At 30.5% G+C, this 20,358-nt stretch carries 18 protein-coding genes and 1 tRNA gene; all 19 read right to left on the bottom strand.

Going from position 1 to position 20,358, the window contains the following annotated elements; genetic code table 11:
• Nucleotides 1–10: 10 nt before the first annotated feature.
• On the bottom strand, nt 11–559 hold the full coding sequence (locus EXC59_RS01120; protein WP_035369090.1) for a hypothetical protein: 549 nt from the start codon (nt 557–559) through the stop codon (nt 11–13).
• A 100-nt stretch (nt 560–659) separates the two neighbouring features.
• Nucleotides 660–1,013 carry a hypothetical protein gene (locus EXC59_RS01115; RefSeq protein WP_035369089.1) on the bottom strand — a complete coding sequence of 118 codons (354 nt, stop codon included), beginning with the start codon at nt 1,011–1,013 and terminating at the stop codon, nt 660–662.
• Nucleotides 1,014–1,101: 88 nt separating this feature from the next.
• The gene (locus EXC59_RS01110; protein WP_035369087.1) at nt 1,102–1,497 is read right to left on the bottom strand and encodes an NUDIX hydrolase; all 396 of its coding nucleotides are present in this window, start codon (nt 1,495–1,497) and stop codon (nt 1,102–1,104) included.
• A gap of 156 nt (nt 1,498–1,653) precedes the next feature.
• A tRNA-Leu gene (locus tag EXC59_RS01105) sits at nt 1,654–1,736 on the bottom strand.
• Nucleotides 1,737–1,780: 44 nt separating this feature from the next.
• Complete coding sequence (gene mgs / locus EXC59_RS01100; RefSeq protein ID WP_035369085.1) at nt 1,781–2,980, bottom strand: alpha-monoglucosyldiacylglycerol synthase; 1,200 nt, start codon at nt 2,978–2,980, stop codon at nt 1,781–1,783.
• Entirely contained in the window at nt 2,977–4,017 is a 1,041-nt protein-coding gene (locus EXC59_RS01095; protein WP_162163993.1) for a lysylphosphatidylglycerol synthase transmembrane domain-containing protein, read from the bottom strand. Before EXC59_RS01095 ends, mgs begins: the two co-directional genes overlap by 4 nt.
• A gap of 3 nt (nt 4,018–4,020) precedes the next feature.
• Complete coding sequence (gene argS / locus EXC59_RS01090; RefSeq protein WP_035369083.1) at nt 4,021–5,691, bottom strand: arginine--tRNA ligase; 1,671 nt, start codon at nt 5,689–5,691, stop codon at nt 4,021–4,023.
• Nucleotides 5,692–5,874: 183 nt separating this feature from the next.
• Nucleotides 5,875–6,552, bottom strand: a complete 678-nt coding sequence (locus tag EXC59_RS01085) for an N-acetylmannosamine-6-phosphate 2-epimerase (RefSeq protein WP_035369081.1) — start codon at nt 6,550–6,552, stop codon at nt 5,875–5,877.
• Between the two features lie 16 nt (nt 6,553–6,568).
• The gene (locus EXC59_RS01080; protein WP_035369080.1) at nt 6,569–7,555 is read right to left on the bottom strand and encodes a hypothetical protein; all 987 of its coding nucleotides are present in this window, start codon (nt 7,553–7,555) and stop codon (nt 6,569–6,571) included.
• Complete coding sequence (locus tag EXC59_RS01075; RefSeq protein WP_162163992.1) at nt 7,552–9,117, bottom strand: FAD-dependent oxidoreductase; 1,566 nt, start codon at nt 9,115–9,117, stop codon at nt 7,552–7,554. Before EXC59_RS01075 ends, EXC59_RS01080 begins: the two co-directional genes overlap by 4 nt.
• Complete coding sequence (locus tag EXC59_RS01070; protein ID WP_035369076.1) at nt 9,110–9,853, bottom strand: alpha/beta hydrolase family protein; 744 nt, start codon at nt 9,851–9,853, stop codon at nt 9,110–9,112. Before EXC59_RS01070 ends, EXC59_RS01075 begins: the two co-directional genes overlap by 8 nt.
• Nucleotide 9,854: 1 nt before the next feature.
• Nucleotides 9,855–10,589 (bottom strand): alpha/beta hydrolase family protein, encoded by a 735-nt coding sequence (locus EXC59_RS01065; protein ID WP_035369074.1) that lies wholly within the window; start codon nt 10,587–10,589, stop codon nt 9,855–9,857.
• The gene (locus EXC59_RS01060) at nt 10,576–12,087 is read right to left on the bottom strand and encodes a DUF4127 family protein (protein WP_162163991.1); all 1,512 of its coding nucleotides are present in this window, start codon (nt 12,085–12,087) and stop codon (nt 10,576–10,578) included. Before EXC59_RS01060 ends, EXC59_RS01065 begins: the two co-directional genes overlap by 14 nt.
• A 13-nt stretch (nt 12,088–12,100) precedes the next feature.
• The gene (locus tag EXC59_RS01055) at nt 12,101–13,444 is read right to left on the bottom strand and encodes a hypothetical protein (protein WP_035369073.1); all 1,344 of its coding nucleotides are present in this window, start codon (nt 13,442–13,444) and stop codon (nt 12,101–12,103) included.
• 21 nt (nt 13,445–13,465) lie between these two features.
• Entirely contained in the window at nt 13,466–14,029 is a 564-nt protein-coding gene (locus EXC59_RS01050) for an SGNH/GDSL hydrolase family protein (protein ID WP_035369071.1), read from the bottom strand.
• Between the two features lie 68 nt (nt 14,030–14,097).
• On the bottom strand, nt 14,098–15,597 hold the full coding sequence (locus tag EXC59_RS01045; RefSeq protein WP_035369070.1) for an ABC transporter substrate-binding protein: 1,500 nt from the start codon (nt 15,595–15,597) through the stop codon (nt 14,098–14,100).
• Nucleotides 15,598–15,615: 18 nt separating this feature from the next.
• The gene (locus tag EXC59_RS01040; RefSeq protein WP_162163990.1) at nt 15,616–16,659 is read right to left on the bottom strand and encodes a carbohydrate ABC transporter permease; all 1,044 of its coding nucleotides are present in this window, start codon (nt 16,657–16,659) and stop codon (nt 15,616–15,618) included.
• Nucleotides 16,646–17,860 (bottom strand): carbohydrate ABC transporter permease, encoded by a 1,215-nt coding sequence (locus EXC59_RS01035; RefSeq protein ID WP_129614230.1) that lies wholly within the window; start codon nt 17,858–17,860, stop codon nt 16,646–16,648. The genes EXC59_RS01040 and EXC59_RS01035 overlap by 14 nt, the downstream gene beginning before the upstream one ends.
• Nucleotides 17,857–20,355 carry a DUF5696 domain-containing protein gene (locus EXC59_RS01030; protein ID WP_162163989.1) on the bottom strand — a complete coding sequence of 833 codons (2,499 nt, stop codon included), beginning with the start codon at nt 20,353–20,355 and terminating at the stop codon, nt 17,857–17,859. Before EXC59_RS01030 ends, EXC59_RS01035 begins: the two co-directional genes overlap by 4 nt.
• Nucleotides 20,356–20,358 lie beyond the last annotated feature (3 nt).

Here is a 20,358-nt window from a genome sequence, read left to right as displayed (position 1 = left end):
TAATGATGCTTTAAACTAAAACTAACAACATAATAACGAATAAACTAAAAACAATTAAGAAGAATGATACAATCTGACCTAAAAGCTTAAATGGCTCTACTTTTGTCTTTTGTTTTTTAACTGAAAAATGATTTAAAACTACACCAAGAACTAATAAAATACTAAACATTATATAAAAAGCCGGTGTAAAGTCTTCATTAAAAAAATTAGTCATCAAATAAATATCTTTGCCTAATTCAACATAAGGAGCTAAAGGTTCATCTGTTAAATTATCTGATTCGCTAAATTCTTTTGACGTCGTACCATCACTTATTCTATAGATAAGTCCATTTTCTTCGTGAATAATGGTTATAACATTGATATCACCAGCAATTTTAATCATTATTCGTTCTTCTATCATTTCAACTGTAATTTGACGATCCGAATCACTTTTATATCCATATTCATTTTCATAGTATCTCTCGCCTTTAAAAGATACATATAGTTTGCTTGGAAACACAAAAATTGCACCAATAATAAGTAAAGGTATGACAATGATTAACTTTATCCATATTTTCATAATACATCCCCCTTTTAGTTTCATTATATATCTTTTTGATTGAATATATATGTTAGAAAAAGACCTGAATAAATCAGAATCTTCATCTAAATCGATTATTTTAACTTAAATTTTTCAAAATCTTAATTCTTTCTACTTTTAATATTACTTGAATATAACTAAATATATCTAGTAAAACAACTAAACCAATTGGAACTAAGTAAATATAAATATTATTTCTTAAGATATTAAAAATAAAGTTAAATCTATTTAAAAGATTTAAGTTGACAATTGTAATAATAATCCAATTGATGATATAAGTCGCTGTTAAAATAATTAAATAGTCTATGCCATGCTGAAGTATTTTTTGATTTATCAAATGTTTTTCTTTCATACCTAAAAATAAACTTATTGAATCACTATGAAGTTCTTTTTTTGATTTAAGATTAATTATATATGAATTTAAAATAATCAAGAAAAATATCATAAATAAAATAGTGTCTTTAGTTAAACTTGGATACCAAATTTCTTGATAATCAATTTCACTATTAATTTCATCTTTCCTATAAATTAAACTTCTCTTTAATTAATTTTAATACTTCGTACTCTCTTTTATTAATTGTGTTTGAATGAATATAGATTTCATTACGTCTAATTGCTTCATCAACATGAATGATGATTTCTCTAAAATTAAGTTCTAATTCTTCTTCTGTGAAATTACTTTCTTCCTTATTCCTATAGACTTCACAGATAAAATATATATTTGTTTGATGCCAAATTTTATTTTCTTTTTCTGATAATCTTTTTTCTTCTACAATTCCAAATGGTCTAATAGTATCAACCTTAACCAAATAACCCGTTTCTTCTTTAACTTCTCTAACTAAAGTATCTATTTCATCTTCATTTTCAAAAATTCCACCACCAGGAAACTTAATTTCATGATGATCATTTTCTACCATAAGTAATTTATTATCAATAAAGAGCTCGTACAGCGCATCTTTTAATTTCTTCTAAATCATCTTTATAATTCTTTTTATCTAAAGTTAAGAGTATATCCATATAAATCCGTCCTAAATAATAAAAAGCACATTAAGTGCTTTTTTCTAATGTCACCTTGGTGGGCGATGTCGGACTCGAACCGACATGGTTTCCCGACGGATTTTGAGTCCGTTGCGTCTACCGATTTCGCCAATCGCCCATATTATTTGGCTTAATAGCCAAATAAATTATAAACTTTTTATTTTATTTTTTCAATTCTAATTTGATTTTATTTTCAGCAATTAATTCTTTATATAAGTTTTCTGCATTTAATGCGTATTGTTCTTTTGAGTAATTGATAACTGAATCTTTCGCATTTTTCTTTAATGTTTCTAAAATTGAAAGATCTTCTTGAACCCTACATAGGATTTCATATAATTCTTCTGTTTTATTAAAGAAAATACCATTGACGTTATTTTCTACAAATGAGTCAAAGACCTCATCATAACGAACAATAATCGGAAGTCCTGCAGCTAATGCTTCAACATAAGTTAAGCCTTGTGTTTCTGTTGTTGATGCATTTAAAAATACATCAGCAATTTGATAATACTTAGCAACTTCTTCATGTTTAACAAAACCTAGTGTTTTGATGGAATGTCCAGCAGCTAATGCTTCAATATGCTTATCTAAGTTTACTTTAAATGGACCATCGCCAATCATAATAAATTTAGACTTAGGATATTTTTTATTAAACTTAGAGAATGCATCTACTAAATCTGGAAGTGATTTTTCTTTCGCAATTCTAGCCACAACGATCGCTACAAACTCATCCGGTTTAATACCTAAAGAAGCTTTTAACGATTCTACATCCTCTGTTTTATGATTCTCTTTGTAGAATGGCTTTAAGTCAATTCCAGAAGGAATAATCGTAAAACGTCCTGCATGTTCTAAGCGAATCATTTTATCATAGATCTTTTTAGTTGGAACAATCGTCATATCACTATACTTAGTGAAGTGATTGTTAATTAATCTAGCTAAATATTTAGCAAAGTCAGGCATATGTTCTGACATGAATTTAGAAATATAATGTGTATAGTCTTGATAACTTGTATGTAAAGTATATACCATTGGAACTTTTAAGTGTTTACCAGCACTCATACCTAATAAACCTACTGTGAATTCTGTATGAATGTGAATTACATCTAAATTTAATCCTTTAATCATCGGTAAATATCTTTTAACAAGCGGAACGACTTTATAGTCTTTTAAATCTTTAAAAGGCACAGTTAAACCACGAAGTCTAATCACATTATGATCATCTTCAAACATTTGACGTGGCGCACTTGGCGTAATGATATAAACTGTATGACCTAATGCTTCTAATCCTTCCTTGAGTGTGACAATACTTGTGACAACACCTGAGATCTGAGGTTTATAAGCATCTGTAAAAATACCTATATTCATACTTCTTTAACCTTCATTTTCTGTAATATTAAATAAGAAACAAATCCATACAACATACCAAAGTAATAGGTGGCAACTCTCCATAAAATCATGAGTGAAATCGCAATTTCAGGTGATTCAAACATTGCACCAATCATACCTGCAAAAATAGCTTCTGTTCCACCACTTGCTCCTGGTAATGGGACAAAGAACATCGATGTTGCAGCTAATAAGCTTGTGAAAACTAAATAGAAATTTTCTGATGTAGTTAATGTAGCACCTAGTGCTTTTGCAATTAAAATCGTTGTTAAATAAGTAATAAATAATGCTGCAAATTTCGTTGATAAACTACCAATAAAAACGCGTTTTTTGGTAAATAAGAATTTCACACCTTTTTGGAAGTTATGAACAAATTTATCAGATTTTTCCATTAATTGTTCCATTTTCTTTTTTAGGAATTTAATTTTCGATAATAGCATCAATAACTTATAAATTAAGTTTTTAAAGCCTTTTACATATGCCATTAAGAAAAGTAATACTAACACAAAGGCATTAATAAATATTCCAATCATTAAGAAAATAAAACTTAATCCAAGAGAACTTGTAATTTGATTAAAGAAAAGAATTAATCCCACCAGTGATAAGGCAACACAGGCAATTTGATAAAGAATTGATACAACTAATACGATTGAAGTTGCTTGTTCTGGTTTTAGATGATGTTTTCTATAAAAATAAACTTGGAATGGTTGTGCTCCACTTGAAAATGGTGTTATCCCATTAAAGAAAGGTTCTACTGATTGAATGAAAAATCCTGTTTTCATTGGTAAATCTTTATTGATTGCTCGTTGAACAATCAAGTTTGATAATGTAATTAAAACTAATCCGACTAAACTCAGACCTAAAGCACCTAAGTAATAGGGTAGTTTCATGGTTTTTAATTTTTCTAATACAAGTTCAAAATCATGGAGACTGCCAATAATCGTAAGACCCGCAAGGATTATTACGACAACCATGACAATATTTAGCCATATTTTTTTATTTGATTGCTGTTCTTGCATGGATTACATCTCTTCTAGATGTTTAATTCCTAACAGTCTTAAACCTTCCACTAAAACATTTAAGATTGAGCGTACTAGTAATAAGTTTGTATTTCTGATGACCTCATCTTCTACATTAACTTTCACTTTTGCATAGAATGAATTGAATTCTTGTGATAGTTGTAATAAGTATCTAGCAATTGTTGACGGCGTATTTTCTTGACATGCTCTTTCAATTGTTTGCGGGAATTGATCTAATACTTTAATTAGATTGAAATAAACATCTTCTTTATAAAGTTCTTTATTAACTTTTGTTAAATCAAATTGAGTTTGTCTTAAGATTGAATAAATTCTTACAATTGAATATTGTAAGTATGGACCAGTTTGACCTTCAAATTTAACCATGTTTTCCAAGTTAAAGTCGATATCTAAATGTCTTTCATTCTTTAAGTCATTAAAGATAACAGCACCAACCCCAACGGCTTTAGCAACTTCATCTTTATTCTTTAATTCCGGATTCTTTTGTTCGATCGCATTTTTTGCATCACTAACAGCTTGGTCAATAACATCCATTAACTTAGTGAATTTGCCACTACGTGTAGACATCTTCTTACCATCTTGTAAAACTAATCCAAAGTTTACATGGACAATATCGAAGTTATACCCCATTAAGTCTGTAACTTTCTTTAATGAATCAAAATGTAGTTTTTGTTCATTACCTACAACATATAATACTTTATCAAAGTTGTAAGTGTCTTTTCTATATAATAAAGCAGCTAAGTCTCTTGTTGCATAAAGTGTTGCACCATCTGTACGTTTAATTAATACAGGTGGTTGATTTTCACCAACATGAACAACTAAAGCACCTTGGTCTTCTTTTAATAAGCCTTTTTCTTCTAATTCAACAACTACACGATCCATTTTATCGTTATAGAATGCCTCACCATTGAATGAATCAAATGTAACACCTAATAAATCATACATATCCATGAATTCTTTTAAAGATTCATCACGGAAGTATTGCCATAATTGAGTGTATTCTGGATCATTTTGTTCTAATTTTAAGAATGCATCACGACCTTGTTGTTCAAGTGTTGGATCATTTGCTTCTTCATCATGGAATTTCACATATAATTTTTGTAATTCAGCAATTGGATTTTTTTCTAAGATTTCTTTGTTACCCCACTTTTTATAAGCAACAATCATCTTACCAAATTGAGTACCCCAGTCACCTAAGTGATTAATACCTACAACATTATATCCGTTCTTTTGGTAAATTAACTTTAAAGAATTACCAATAACTGTTGAACGTAAATGACCTACTGAGAAACTTTTTGCAATATTTGGTGATGAATAGTCAATTAAAACTGTTTTTCCATTGGCTTCTTTTGTTCCATAAGAACCATTTTTCTCATTGATTTCACTTAAAATGTGATAAGCTAAATCAGTTCTCTTTAAATAGATATTTAAAAAACCACCTACAAAAACTCCATGGTCAAATAATGGATGTTTGCTTAAGATTGCTAATGCTTTATCAGCAACTTCAGTAATACTTAATCCTAGTGATTTCACAAAGCCAAATAAAGGAACTGCTAAATCAGCATCTCCTCTTTTTGGGGTTTCTACAACAGCACCTGTTGTATTTAATTCTTGTTCTAATAAACTTTTTATTTGTATTTTAATTTCATTAATCATATTTCAAACCTCATTCAATTTATTATATCAAAATAATCCCATTTTTTGCTTATCATAGATAAAAAAAGGTATTATGTTTGATTTTGGTATATATTTTTTTGATAAATCGAAATCTTTACTCAAATATATTTTATCAAAGATAAAAAAAGAAATGACTTTTTTAAAATCATTTCAATTTAATCATTATTTATTATTGTATGCGTCAACGAATCTTTTAGCGATTAATTGAGGTCTTGTAATTGCACTACCTACAACAACTGAGAAAGGTTTTTGTTCTTTAATCATTAATAAATCTTCGATTGTATTAATTCTTCCTTCTGCAATCACTGGAATTTTTAAATCTTTAACTAATCTAGCAACTAATTCAACATCTGGTCCAACTAACTTTTTAGAATATGGTGTATATCCAGATAATGTTGTAGATACAATATCAAAACCAATTTCTGCTGCATAAATAGCTTCTTCATAAGTTGAGATATCAGCCATTGCAAGTAATCCTGCTTTATGAATTAAGTCAACTTTATCTTTTAAAGATACGTTGTCTGGATAAGGACGGTTTGTCGCATCCATTGCAATCACTTCACAACCTGATTTGATTAATGTATTAATTTCATCAACTGTTGGAGTGATATAAACATCATATCCTTCATAATCTTTTTTAATTAAACCAATAACTGGTAAATTTGTTTCTTCTTTAATTGCGACAATATCATCGTAACTGTTTGCTCTAATTGCTACAGCGCCACCTTCTTGAGCAGCTTTCGCCATTTTTCTCATGATGTGAGAACCATGAAGTGGTTCATTTTCGAGTGCTTGACAACTTACGATTAATTTATCTTTAATAATATCTAAAAAGCTCATAAAATAAACCCCTTTTTTAGTACGCTGTAGGATGAATCGTAATTGATTCCCCACCGTTTTTCTTTTGTTCTTCTGTTGCTTTTAATGTGAATGATTCTTTATTTGGACAAGTCATACGTGTTTGTCTTTCTAATGTGAAAGGAACCTTAACAACTTCACCATTGATTCTTCTGTATAAATAAACTGATTCCCAAGTTGCTTCTGTTACTTTTGCATCAGTTAATTTAACATTTGAACCTTCATTACCATATTGGTCAATTGAGTTAACACGCTTAAATTCAGCATCTAACATACCATGACCTTCACTATAGAATAGTGGAGAGTAATATGTTTGAGGCATATTGTTCTTTAAGTTAAATGCTTCACGTTGCTTCTTGTATTTTTCAATTTGTGTTGGTTCTAATACTTCAATCTTTAATTGAAGGTAATTTTGAACTGGGCTATAAACACTCATTCTAATTAAATCCCCTGGAAAATAATAGAATTCAAAGCGTCTAGGATCTGAAACATTCCAAGAGTTTACGTTATTACGATGTACATTACCTTCTCTATCAATTGCTTCTGAGTAGATATAACGATAGAACGGACGATAAGCAACTTTCTTGCTGCCATAGTTTAAGGCTTCAGAAGTATCTGTTGTTTCATATCCTACCATCCAACCTAATCCAGCATCAGATTCAGATAAAGAATGTCCTCCCATATAAATTGAAGGGCTATCTAAGTGACGTTGCCAGAATGTACGGTTATCATGGCCAAAGCGTTTATCATCTGGAATAAATTCTCCTAAACGAATGGTTCCTTCAATACCAATCCACTGATCTTTAGTTGAGTATACTTTGTGATACCAAGCACCTAAAAAACAATTTGGTGCTTTAGGAAGAACTTTTTCTTCAAATTTTCCTTCATATACTTTTACATCTTTAAAATCTTCTAAAGATGCGTAGTGACTATCCAAGGTAGGGACTACGATTTTATTTAAATCTTTCTTTAAATGTGTGCTCATTCTTCAAATTCACCTAATACACTTTCTGGCCATTTTAATAGAATACCTGATGCTTCAAGTAAGTTTTGATAATCTTTTAATAAAGTATCATTTTCATAAACTTCTTTAGGCGTTACGTTGTTCTTTAAACAATATGCCACTAAATATCCAGCACTTTCACCAATATTCCATTCTACTGGATGTAGACGGTAACAACCATTTGTAACGTGCGTTGTTCCAATATTTTTACATGATGCAATTAAATTCTTAGTTTTTAGAGGAATTAATGCGCCAAGTGGAATTTGGAACGGATATGTTTCATCAAAGAAATATGTTTTTGTCTTGGTTGTCATATGTAAATCGATATGATAATGACCAATACCTACTGAATCTCTGAAATCAGGTGCCTTTTTCGCATAGCGTTTGTTAATATCTTGCTCTTTAATTGTATAAAGTGCTTTAATACGGCGAGACTCTCTAATATAAGGAGCCATTGCTAAACCATCTTTAGTACCTAATACTTCAGGAACTAAGAAGATTTCTTTATAACCAAAACCTTTACCATCATCACGACGTGCTTCACTGTATAACCAATATACTAATGATAATGTTAATTGTTTTGCTTTATATTGATGATAAAGGGCATTTTCATCATCAAAAATATTACCTAGAATATAATCGTTTTGTGGCCAGTTAATTAGCATAACAGAGGCATTTACACCACGTTTGAAATGATTCTTTTCAATCACTTGACGATATTTAAACATATCTGGTGTGTTTTCATAAGGACCTTCCGCAAACATAGAGAATTCGCGTTTTGAACCTTGGTCTAAACCTGCTGCATACCAACTTAAGATTGATTCATTAAATGGCATGATATATGATTTGAAGTAATCATATAATGCTGGTTTTTCCATAACAATTGTGTTGTTTTCATCATATCCAACAGCTGCAGTCCAAGTAATTGGTTGCATGTCATATGGGTCTTTTTCTTTTGCTGCATGCGGTTCATTTGTTTCATCAAATGACTCTGCACCTGTTACATATGCCGTATTTGTTAATGGTAACAATTCCCCTGTATCAGTCGCATCTAAGAAATATTTAGCTTCTACGATGAATTCTTCTGTGTCATTTTTTAATAAAACATTATAAACAGTATCTTCACTTGCTTCAGCACCAATTAATTTTGTGTCTGTCATTAAAGTTAAGATACCTGATTCAATAAATGGATTTAATAATTCTTCTAAAAACTTAAGTGATACTCTTGGATCACTAGAATTTTTAGATACCCATCCATTACCTGGGTTAAAGATTTCTTTTGTCTTTAATTCATCAATAATATCTGGGTGATTTCTGTAATAACTTCTAATATCTTCTCTAAATTTACGATATGTTTTTGTTGCGCCAGTAAATTCAATATAGTTGTGTTCATCACTTGGAACACCTTGACTTGTCAATTGACCACCAATCCAATGGTATTGCTCAACGAGTAAAGTCTTAATTCCTTCTTTACTTAGAGCATATGCAGCCATAATTCCACCTAAAGAACCACCAATTACTACTGCATCATAATTTCTATTCATGCTTTTTTTCCTCTTCTAATAAAAATTCGTATGCTTCATCAAACTGTTGTTGGTTTGGCATATGAGCAGTTTGATAAACTTTTGTCGTAACTTGCGGATGATTTTCCAACATTGTTACAAACTTAACTGGAATCACATCATCAGATGCTCCACCCGTTAAGAATAATTTGCCATTGATTTTTGATTGATTGATTACTGGATCATATTTTTCTAGATAAACTAAGTTTTTAAAGTAATAATTATCTTCTTCCCAATTTAACTTATCTTTCAAATATTTGTAAAACTCAACCATTGAAGGTGTACCAACGATTGATACTGCTCGTTTTAATGGATAAATTGTTGATAAATAAATACTAATTGCTCCACCCATTGAAACCCCCATACTATAAAGTGCATTAGGTTTCACACGAGGCATAAATTTAATATATTTTTCATAAATTTCAACTGCATCTTTTGCAGATTGAATAATGAAATGATTGAAGTCTTTCCATTTCGTTGATTCACTTAGTGTTTCATATAGATTAATACGACGTTCACCGTGTAATATCGTATCTAAACCAACAACGATAAATCCTCTTCTTGCTAATTCATCTTCTCTTTTAAAGTAATCGCCATCTTTATATCCAGTAAAACCATGAAACGAAAAAATAACTGGTTTAATCGCATCATTTTCTAATTCATAAATGGATACTGGGATACCATCAATATGAAATTTCTTAACGTGAATCATTTCCATGTTAGAGAACCTCTTTTTTTAAAAAATCGAAACTATCTTGTAACATTTCAGGCGTTGAGACGTGTCCTGTTTCATAGAACTTAATTGTTGTCTCTGGCATTAATTCATGAAGTTTAGTTGCATACTTAGGTAAGACTACATCATCATGAATACCGCATCCCATAAAGATATTTTTACCCTTTAATAAAGGATAATTTAATAATGGGTCATGTTTTTCATAATATGCTAATTTTCTTTCATAGAAGAATCCATGATTGAAACCATACATGGTTGCTTTATCTGTATAATATTCAACAAATGATGGCATAGGAACTAATCCTACAACTGTTTTACATTTTTCATCAATTGTTGCTAAATAAAATGAGGTTAAACTTCCCATAGAAACACCATAAGCATGATAACTATCTGGTTTTACGGTTGGTTCATACATAAAATATTTATCGAATAATCGTGATGCATCATTTGCTGTATGCATCACGATTTCGATAATATCTTCATATTTACTTACATTTGATCTTTTCTTTTCTAATTCAGACATTCTTTGTCCATGCATGTAAGCATCAATTGCCACTACATAGAATCCTAAATTAGCTAGAATTTCCCCACGTCCCATAATATTAGCATCTTTATTGCCTGTAAAGCCATGGAAGAAATAAATTAATGGCTTTTGAATGCCGTTTTCAACTTCATATGTTGTAACTGGCACACCATCTAAAATTAAATCAGTTTTTTTCATTTACCTTCACTAATAGTCCTGTCTCAAACATACGATTCCATGGAGAATAAATATCTGTAATTGTAAAGATATATTCACCATTTAATTCTTTTTCAATGAATGCATTTAATTCATTTTTAATTTGTTCTACTACTAATCCGTGTTTACCATCGATTAAGAAGTAATTATTTGGTTCAACTAATGTCTTAGAAACTTTACTTCTTACCACAGAACAGTAACCAAAGTCTTCTACATAGCGTAAGCCTAAGAAATCTAGGTTTTCTTTTCTATTTGGGAATAAGAAGTCAAACATACCTTGTGGAATACATGTACCTAAAGTATTTGATGATGTATTCCATCCTGCATATGCAGAAATCTTCATTAATAGACCTTTTTGTCTTAATAATTTTAAGAGATTTAAATCTCCACCATTACCGTAGGCAACATCCCCAATAATAACTTTCTTACCTTTATTTAATGCGTAATTAGCAAACTCAACATATTCAATTAAGTTTCTGTCTGCATCATAAGATAATCTTGGTTCATTTTGTCTTGGTGCTTCAACCATGCCGGTTGCAGGTACGTTTACAAGTAACACTAATTCAGCTTCTTGCATGCTTGAGACTAAAATTCCGCCAGCTGCAAGTACTTGATATTTAATTGTTTCATTTAATAAACGATCTTCATAAAGTGGAATTTGCATACCACCAGTAATTGATGCATAGTGTAAATAAACAAGTGGTTGTTTATTTTCATAGTTATTAATCATTCTTGCGAGTAAAACATTTGTTACTTCATCTGCACCTGGGTACATGTAGCAAGTTAATTCAATATTTAAATCTTTAATTGCTTTTCTTACTCTAATTTGGTCAGTTGCTGTTAACCCATAAGGTGATGAATCATCTTGTGGAACAATACCAAATTCAATAATTCCTTCTTCAACTAACTTTAAGAATGCTAAATTCACTGCAATATTTTTATCACGTCTAACAATATAATCGTATAAATTTTCTTGATTAATTGATTGTTTAATTTCATTGAAATGAATTTCTTCTTCAGCAGATAAAATCCCTAATTGCTGTTTATGTTGATAAACGCCATATAAGTGAATTTCTCTCCCCATATACTCATAGTAATCTGGTTCTTCATCTGCTGATGAATACTTAGGATTTCTCATGATTAAGTTATATGCGTAAATTTTAATATTTGGATAAGTGTCTTTAATTTCTTTTAAAACATTTAAGCGATCAATTAATGTTTCAATTGAATCATGGTGTAAACGAGATGGAACAATTCCACCGTAAACTAATGTATCAACAGCAATAACCATACCGTCAACATCTTTAGCTACTTCTTTTACCCAAGCATTAATTTTGTCTAAATCGCCTTTCATTTTCTTATCACCTAGAATTGATAATTCAGGTGCTACGACTTCATAAGGTGTACCTTTAACTAATAATTGATTAAATTGATAGTTACAAGGTCTTTCATCTAATGGTAAAACTGCTATTTTTCTCATGTTGTTAAAGTCCTTAATTAAAGTTTGGGTGAATTCTTACGGTTTCTCCACCAGTTACTGGATCAATGCCAGATGTTGTGAAATGACTATCTGCAGGGCCATTTGTAAAGTTTGCTCTTGTTTCATTCATCACAACTCTATACATTTGTCCATCAATTTTTCTTAATAAGTAAGTGTTATGCCATACCATATCAAATACTTGTGATGTAGTAGGAATATTTGGTTTTCCTTCATTACCTGATTGGTCAATTGCATTTACACGTTTAAATTCTACTTTTGTTGTTAATGATCCATGTTCAGGAGATGAGAATGCTGGAGACTTAAAGTCTGCTGGATCTTTCCATCCGTTTTCTTCTCTAATTTGTACTGAATATGGTAATGTTGATTTTTCAATCACTTGAATTTGTAATTGTAAGTATCCTGGTTTTGGAGAGTATAAAATCATTCTTAATCTATCACCTGGAAGGTAATAGTATTCAGTGAATAAATAGTCCCAGTTACCAAATAAATTTTTAGTTTGATTATTTCCTGAAGCATTTGATACAGCATAGTATCTACCATTTGCTCTATCATATCCTCCAATGTCATAATCTCTATTTGTAATATAACGCCAGAATGGTCTAAATGCATATGAACCAATTGTTGTTGAACCATTCTTTAAAACTGTTAAGCTAAGTGATAATCCGACGTCAGATTCATTCCATGCATGTCCACCCATATAAATTGATGGATTATCTAAGTTTTTAACTGAAGGGTCAATTGGTAAACGGTCATCATGTTGGCCATTATATCGATTAATATCAAACATTGGTAATGTAAATTCTGCTTCAATTCCTAACCAATAATCTTTAGATGAATATACTTTGTGGTAATATGCACCTGCAAAAACCTTTTGTTTATCAGGCTTAGCAGATTCATTTGGAATAATCCCCGTAAATATTGGATATTTTTCAACTAAGAAATAATATTCAACAACTGTAATTTTCTTAGAAACAAAGTTAGATACATTTCCTGCAAGGTCTTGTACAAAGAAGAAAACTTCGTATTCTCCTGGTACTGTAACATCATAGTCACCTAAATCAGCTTCAATACGTGAAGAGATATCACCTTCTAGGTTATCTAAAGCTTGTAAGCCTTCAAAAATGTTGAAGTCTGTTGTATATTGATTAATTCTTGCTGTTCTATAAGTTGATTGGGTAAATTGTAAAATTGGTGCAATTTTATCTTCTAGTAATTCTTTATCTGGGTCTGTCTCATCAATTGGTGGTACGACTGGATCTATATTTTCTTTTGGGTTACATCCAATTAATGAAAGAGAGAGTAAACAAATACTTAGTATTAAATATATTTTTTTCATATTTTATCCTCTTCCTGGTCTTTAAATAAAAATTTCTTCAGTATGTTTTTTTAAGAAATCCAAATAAGTTAGATATCCTTTTTCAGTTAAATGAATACCATCTAATGAATATTCTGAATTTAACATACCATCTTTAATAAACTCATGATATAAGTCTAAATAAGTTGCTCGATACACCTTTGATTGATGTTTAATGAACTGGTTGATATATGCAATCTCTTCATTCCATTTAAGGGCATTCGTTTCATTTAACATCCCTTCTTTTCTTGGTGCAACAGGTAGCATGGAAACGACGTATAACTTAGTTCTTGGTAGATTTACAGTAATCATATCAAGTAAAGTGTCATAAGTCTTATGAAAAGGAATAGTATACCCATGTTCAAAGAAACGTTTATTGCATAAAAAGTCATTGATACCAATGAGTAAAACCACAATATCTGGTTGATGTAATCTTAATTCTTTTACAAGTGGAATTAATTCCGTTGTTTTATATCCACCAACACCGATATTCACTATATTTTCATATTGACTTAATAATTTAAATTGTGCAGTGATTGAGTCACCCATAAATACTACTTTTTTCATATGTCCTCTTATTTAAACACTAGGAAGAGCGTCATTTTTTATCAAAATGACGCATTTTCCTTTAATTGTTATCGATTATAATAATTTTCGCCTAAATTATATCTTTCAATAAAGATTGCTTGTAGTGCTGATTCAGTTGAAGTCATAATGTTACGAACTTCTCCACTTTGAATAGCAGATTGAATCTTAATCATGAATGATTGATCTGTTTGTGCTTGAGATTCAATAACGCTATAGAAATAATCAGGAACTGTAGAATCAATTAATGATAAGTGAATTTCTCTTGAGATATCTGATTCATAGCTTGAATATAATCTTGTTGCATAGAAGTTATCTTCTACTTCAGTTAATGTTTCTGGGAAGTATTGTAAATCTGCCCAAATCTTGAAGATTGTTTCATCATGAATCATTAAATCTTCATATCCAGCTGGGATATTTGCTTTAGAGAATGCTGAAGAAATAACATAAGTTGATTTTCCACCAACTGTTAAGCTCTTGTAATTTGACATATCTTCTTTTACGTTTGGACCAACTGGCCATGGAACATAGTTGATTTTGAAGTTCACGCCGCCCCATTTGTTGCTTGCAGTGATATGCCATGATTCACCATCTTGGAACACAACATTACCAGCTGCGAATTGTGGTTGAGATGCATTTGATAATGGCGCATCATCAATCCACATACCATCTGTTGTACGTAATTTGCTTAAGAATTCTAATGAATCTAAGACTGGTTTGTCAGTTAAATAAGTGTTAAAGTCAGCGTCAACTAATTTACCACCATTTGCTCCAATGAAACCATATGCATAGTTATAAGTTCTTCCACCTAAAACGTATTGTGCACCACCGTTTTCATCAGTTCTTGTGTGATCTAATGGACCGTTTAACTCATTTACTAACTTTTCAAAGTTTTCCCAAGTCCATTCACCTTTTTGCCATAATTCTAATGGTTCATTTTTTCTTGATGGTCCTAAAACTTGAGCCATTAAGTCAACATTATAGTATAGACCTTTATCTGCAATTGAGAATTGATCATCATATCCATAATATTTACCTTTGACTAAACCGAATTCTTTTTTAGAATTCCAGAATCTTGGTGATCCATATGCTTGAATATAATCATCTAATGGAACGATTGCTTTTTGTTCTGCTAAGTTTGGTAATGAAGTTGAAATAATTTCATACACATGAGCAGATTTTGATTGGAAAGCAGTTTCTTCGATAATATATCTTTCTCTTGCCCCACCCCATGAAGCATTTGTTGGATAGTTTTTGTATACAACTTTAACGTTGTATTTCTTTTCAACCTTATCCATTAAAGCTATTTTTTCTTGTTGGAATAAACGTTCATATTGGCTTGATCTTGGATCAGCTCTTAACGCATTATCCACCATGATAACGAATTCGATACCACCTAAATCATATTTAGTATCGTCTTCATCTTCATTATCTTCACCATCAGTTGGAGGTGTAACTGGTGGCACTTTTGGATCTGTACCCTTATCTCCACATGCTACTAAAACTAGTAGAAAGAGAAGAGAAGTTAAAAGTAAATAAACCTTTTTCATATTTTTCTCCTTTTTTTATTAGCCTACTAGGCCACTTCTTTCGATTCCTTCAGTAAATAATACTTTTTGCACCAATAGATAGAATATAATCAGCGGTATCATTGATAACATTGCTGATGTATTCAAGATCATTGATGTGAATAACGGGTTTTGGGTAACGTCTTGGTCAAGTAATTGCCAGATACCAGCTTGTTGAATTGCACCCTGTATTGCATTACGAATTGACATCATCTTAGTTGTTAGGGTAGAAAAATCACTATTTACTTTTGACACGAAGTTTGCAGTGAAATATGAATCATTCCATTGCCATACAAAAGTAAGAATACCTGTTAAGACCATAGCTCCTCTTGCATTTGGAAGCATAACTCTTGTAAATACTTGTAATGGATTTGCTCCATCTAAGTAGGCAGCTTCTTCAATTTCCTCAGGAATTCCTCTAAAGAATTGTCTGAATAAGAAGATGAATACCCCTGCTTTAATCCCCATACCAGTTGCGGCGAAAATATACATAATGGTTGGAGAACCAAGTAATGATTTACCAGTTCCCAAGAAATCCATTAAGGTTAATTTAAGCGGTAATTCAATTGTTGCTGGTGCAACAATAACTGTTGCCATCACGATGATAAATAATATGCCTTGTCCTTTAAATTTTAACCTAGCAAACGCATAACCCGCTAATGCTGTACATAAAATTTGAAGAATTGTTACAATCGTACTCATTTTGATTGAGTTCCATAAAGCGTTCCAATAGTCTAAGACAATTCCTGAAATTTCAAAGTTTTTCAGTGAGAAGTTTTCAGGAATCCATAAAACTAATGGATTGTTAATATCTTCTGGTGCTCTTAACGCAATTGAGAACTGTTGAATTAAAGGATATAAGATAACGAATGATAATCCATATAATAAGAAATACTTTAATAGAACAGATGCCTTTTCAAGTATTAACTCGAAAGTCATTTTACGCTTTTGCGGAGTTTTTAATCTCTTATCATAAATCTGTTTAGATTTATTTTTGAGTGCATTAAATTGACGATTTAAGAATTTAGTTTTAGCCTCTGTCATCATAATAGAACACTCTCTTTCTCATTAATAAGAATACAATTCCTATGATTGCCATGTTAATGATGAAGTAGCTCACAGAAATACCTGCTGCTAATCCATATTTATTTTGAGTCATTGCAAAGTCTAAGAATCTGTAAATTGGAGCTCTCGCAAACGAGTCAATGACTGTATAAATTGCTGCAGTTAGAATAAATGGTGTAATCATTGAAATCGTAATCTTCCAGAACATCACATACTTAGATGCTCCTTCAATTTTCGCAGCTTCATATAAGTGCCCTGGAATAGATTGAATAGCTGCAACGAAGATTAAGATTTGAATACCTGAAAGGTTAATAATCACAAAGATTCTTTCTACTGCTTGTAAAATAATCTCAATAATATTTCCACCAATACCAATTTCAAGGAAGAATGATGCTAGACGTTGAACGAAGAATTGATCTGCACCTGTTGATGAGTCAAGATATTGTCCAAATCCTTGATTTAAAGTATCAGAGATTAATGTGAAATTATAAATAACAGGAATAAAGAAGATCGCCTTCACAATTGTGCTACCTTTAAATGGTTTACTTAAGAATGTAGCAATTAAAATTGAGAAGATAATAATTACTGGTAAATCAATAACTAAATTTTGAATGAATAAGTATAACTGTACGCTAAATACGTTATTACCTTCAATAACATAACTTGTAAATAAGTTAATATAGTTACCTAAACCAATAAATTTAAATTGTAATCCTTGTCCAGAAGGTGATACTTCATTAAAGCTCCACCATACTGATTTAATAAATGATGGTAAGAAGAATAATAAAATACCAATAATCCAAGGTGTTGTAAATAAGACACCCCAAATAATTTTTTGTTTAAAATTAGGAATTCTTCTAAACCAATCACCAATTAATTGTAAAATATTACGTTTTTCTAATTTTTCATCACGAATATCTAAAAGTCGTTTTTCTAGTCTTTGAATTGTGTTTTTAATCTTTTGGTTTTTGTCAGAAACTTTAACTATTTTTCTAACAATTTTGTTTCCATTATAATCGGGGTTTTTCTCTCTCTTTGATTCGTTTAATTGTATTAAAGACTCGATCTTGTGTTCGTTAGTTACTTGTTTGGCAAGTAACTTTTTAATTCTATTTTCTGTTGTGATACGATGTTTTTCAAGTTTATTAACTTCTACATATTTAATTTGCTTGTTTCTCATGATACCACCACATAACTTTCTGTTTCATAGTTGATTCTAATTTTGATGTTTCCTTCATATGTGACTTCAACTAATGAACCTTGAAGGTTTAATACTTTATGATCGATAATGTCTTTACCATTAATATTTAAGCCATCAATTGTTTGATAAACTTGTTTTAAATCATTCATCCAATACTCATAATATGTAGAGATTAGATAATTATATTCTGTCTTAATCAGTTTTGTTGTACTTTCATTTGTGAAAGTAAATTGTAATCCAGCACCTGTTTCAATTGCCTTTAACATATGCCATGTGATTGATTTACTATCATCAACATTGATTGCTGGACCAGAATAGTTGAAGTAACCATTTAAGAATAATGCTACAAATGGAATATCATAGTCAACGATTGGATGCATTGTACCCTTCATATCTAAATCTAAGATTTGGTCTGAGTACATTGCTAAGTATTGATTAGGATTCCTTAATTGAACATGATAATCAGCTAATCGTTCAATCATTTCTACTTGCTTAGCAGCCACTTCATTTCTGAATAAAGTATTTTTCTTTGTTAAATTAGATGCTAACTGATTTCCAAAGTCTGTGAATGAAACAAAGTTATTATTTAACTTGTTTGATGTTTTAATCACATTTGAAATAACATTATTACTTGTTTTTGTATTTTGAACATAACTGATTGTTTTGTTCTTGTCAGTCACTTTTGATGATTCTAAATAAGGATATCTGTAAACATCATCGTTAAAGATATTTTTTGTTACATCTTTATCTAGATTTAAGTCTTTATCTGTAGCAGCATATAATGCGCTAAACTCTAAGAATAAATCAATGTTTTCATTTTTTAAATCTTTAATTAACTTCTCAAGTTGTTTTCTTGATGCAATTTGATCATTATAGTGTGTCTTTACGTAAGAAGTCGATTTAACACCTTGATTTGAGAATCCTGAATAAGTGATTGTAAAGTCGTTAATACCTAGTTTTTGAATTTCATTTTTAATGTTGATTACACCTTTTGCATCAGTTAATGAATCAACTGTTGTATAAGGAATACCTAAGAAGTATTTCTTTTGTAGATATCCGCCTAAAAGGGTAATATTTAATTTTTCTTGTTGTTCAATTTTTTCTAATAGGTATGTTTCAACTAAATGTGATTGATATAGCTTAGCCATATCATAATATGTTGAGTTCTCTTTAGACACGAATTGATAACTTGATACATAATCTTCTGTATTGTAATCAATTGTCCAACTTGTAACTCTTTGAGAGTTTGTTGATGATTGGAATGTGAATGCATCACGTTCTCTAATTGCGTAACGGTAATAAGCATATGAAATCTTATGTGCATAAGAACCGTTTCTTACTTCTGTTAAGAAACCTGCTCTTAAAGTTGACATTGCATCACCAGATGTAATTACATTAATGAAACCATATCCATTCTTATTATAACCATACATTGGATATGAAAGTTTTTCACCAGTTTGTGGTTTAATCTCATTTGCTGTACCAATTGATAAGTCAGCTCCGTAGACACGTTTTTCATATGCAACTGTATTGTACTTTAAGTTATTGTGGTCAATATAAATACCTGAACCGTCTGGAATAACTGTAAAACCTTGATCTCCCATATTACCTGTACCAAAGAATGGTAAGATGTCGATATAAGCGATTGGGAATTTTTCAGTTTCAACAATTGAATCATTGATTAATCTAACTTCAAATCCGTTATCAGTTAATGTGTATTTCACTGCAAATTCAAAGTAAGGTAATTGTTGACTTGTTTCAAATCCATATTTTTCAGCATCAGCTAAATAATCTTCATAAGTATAATCAGAGTACTCGAAGATAAATTTATAGAATGTATCGATTGATTCTTGTGATGCGATTGTTTTTAAATAACGAATACCATCAGTTTCAATATAGTTATTTAATAAACTTGTTAATTGTCTTTGTGTGATCACACCTTCTTGTACTTTTGCTTGAAGTGGTTCTAAGATTTTTGTATTGAAATCTTCACTACTTACTTGTCTTGGTAAATCTGTCATCGTTAGATTGTGTTTACCACCAACTTCATAAAGTACTTCGATTGTGTTGTCTTTAACTCTAAATTCATATTTGTCATATTGAACTGATTCATCATTAATGCTCATGCGTTTTGATGCTTCAATTTTTCTTTCATAGAAAAGAACAAATAATTCTCTAGCGTCACTTGGTATTAATAATGTGTCATGTTTTGGTGTTGAGTACCAAGTTTGATTTGTTGTTTTATCAATTAATTCGAAGTTTGTATCTTCTGCATCTAAGATAAATTTGTATTTTGTATTTTCGATAACAATTTCGTCTTGTGTGTAATCTTCTTTTTTTACAAATCCAGTTTTATCATATGGTGCTCGTTCTACATACTTAGTTTTTGCGCCAAGTACTTGAACAAGTACAAATGTTGTAAGACTTAAGACTAGGAGAAGAATAACACTATATTTAATCATTTTACGTTTCATTGT

Origin of the sequence: Acholeplasma hippikon (assembly GCF_900660755.1) — a bacterium.
Taxonomy (GTDB): Bacteria; Bacillota_I; Bacilli_A; order Acholeplasmatales; family Acholeplasmataceae; genus Acholeplasma; species Acholeplasma hippikon.
The sequence above is the reverse complement of the archived record's forward strand: the minus strand, read 5'-3'. Positions and strand labels throughout refer to the sequence as shown.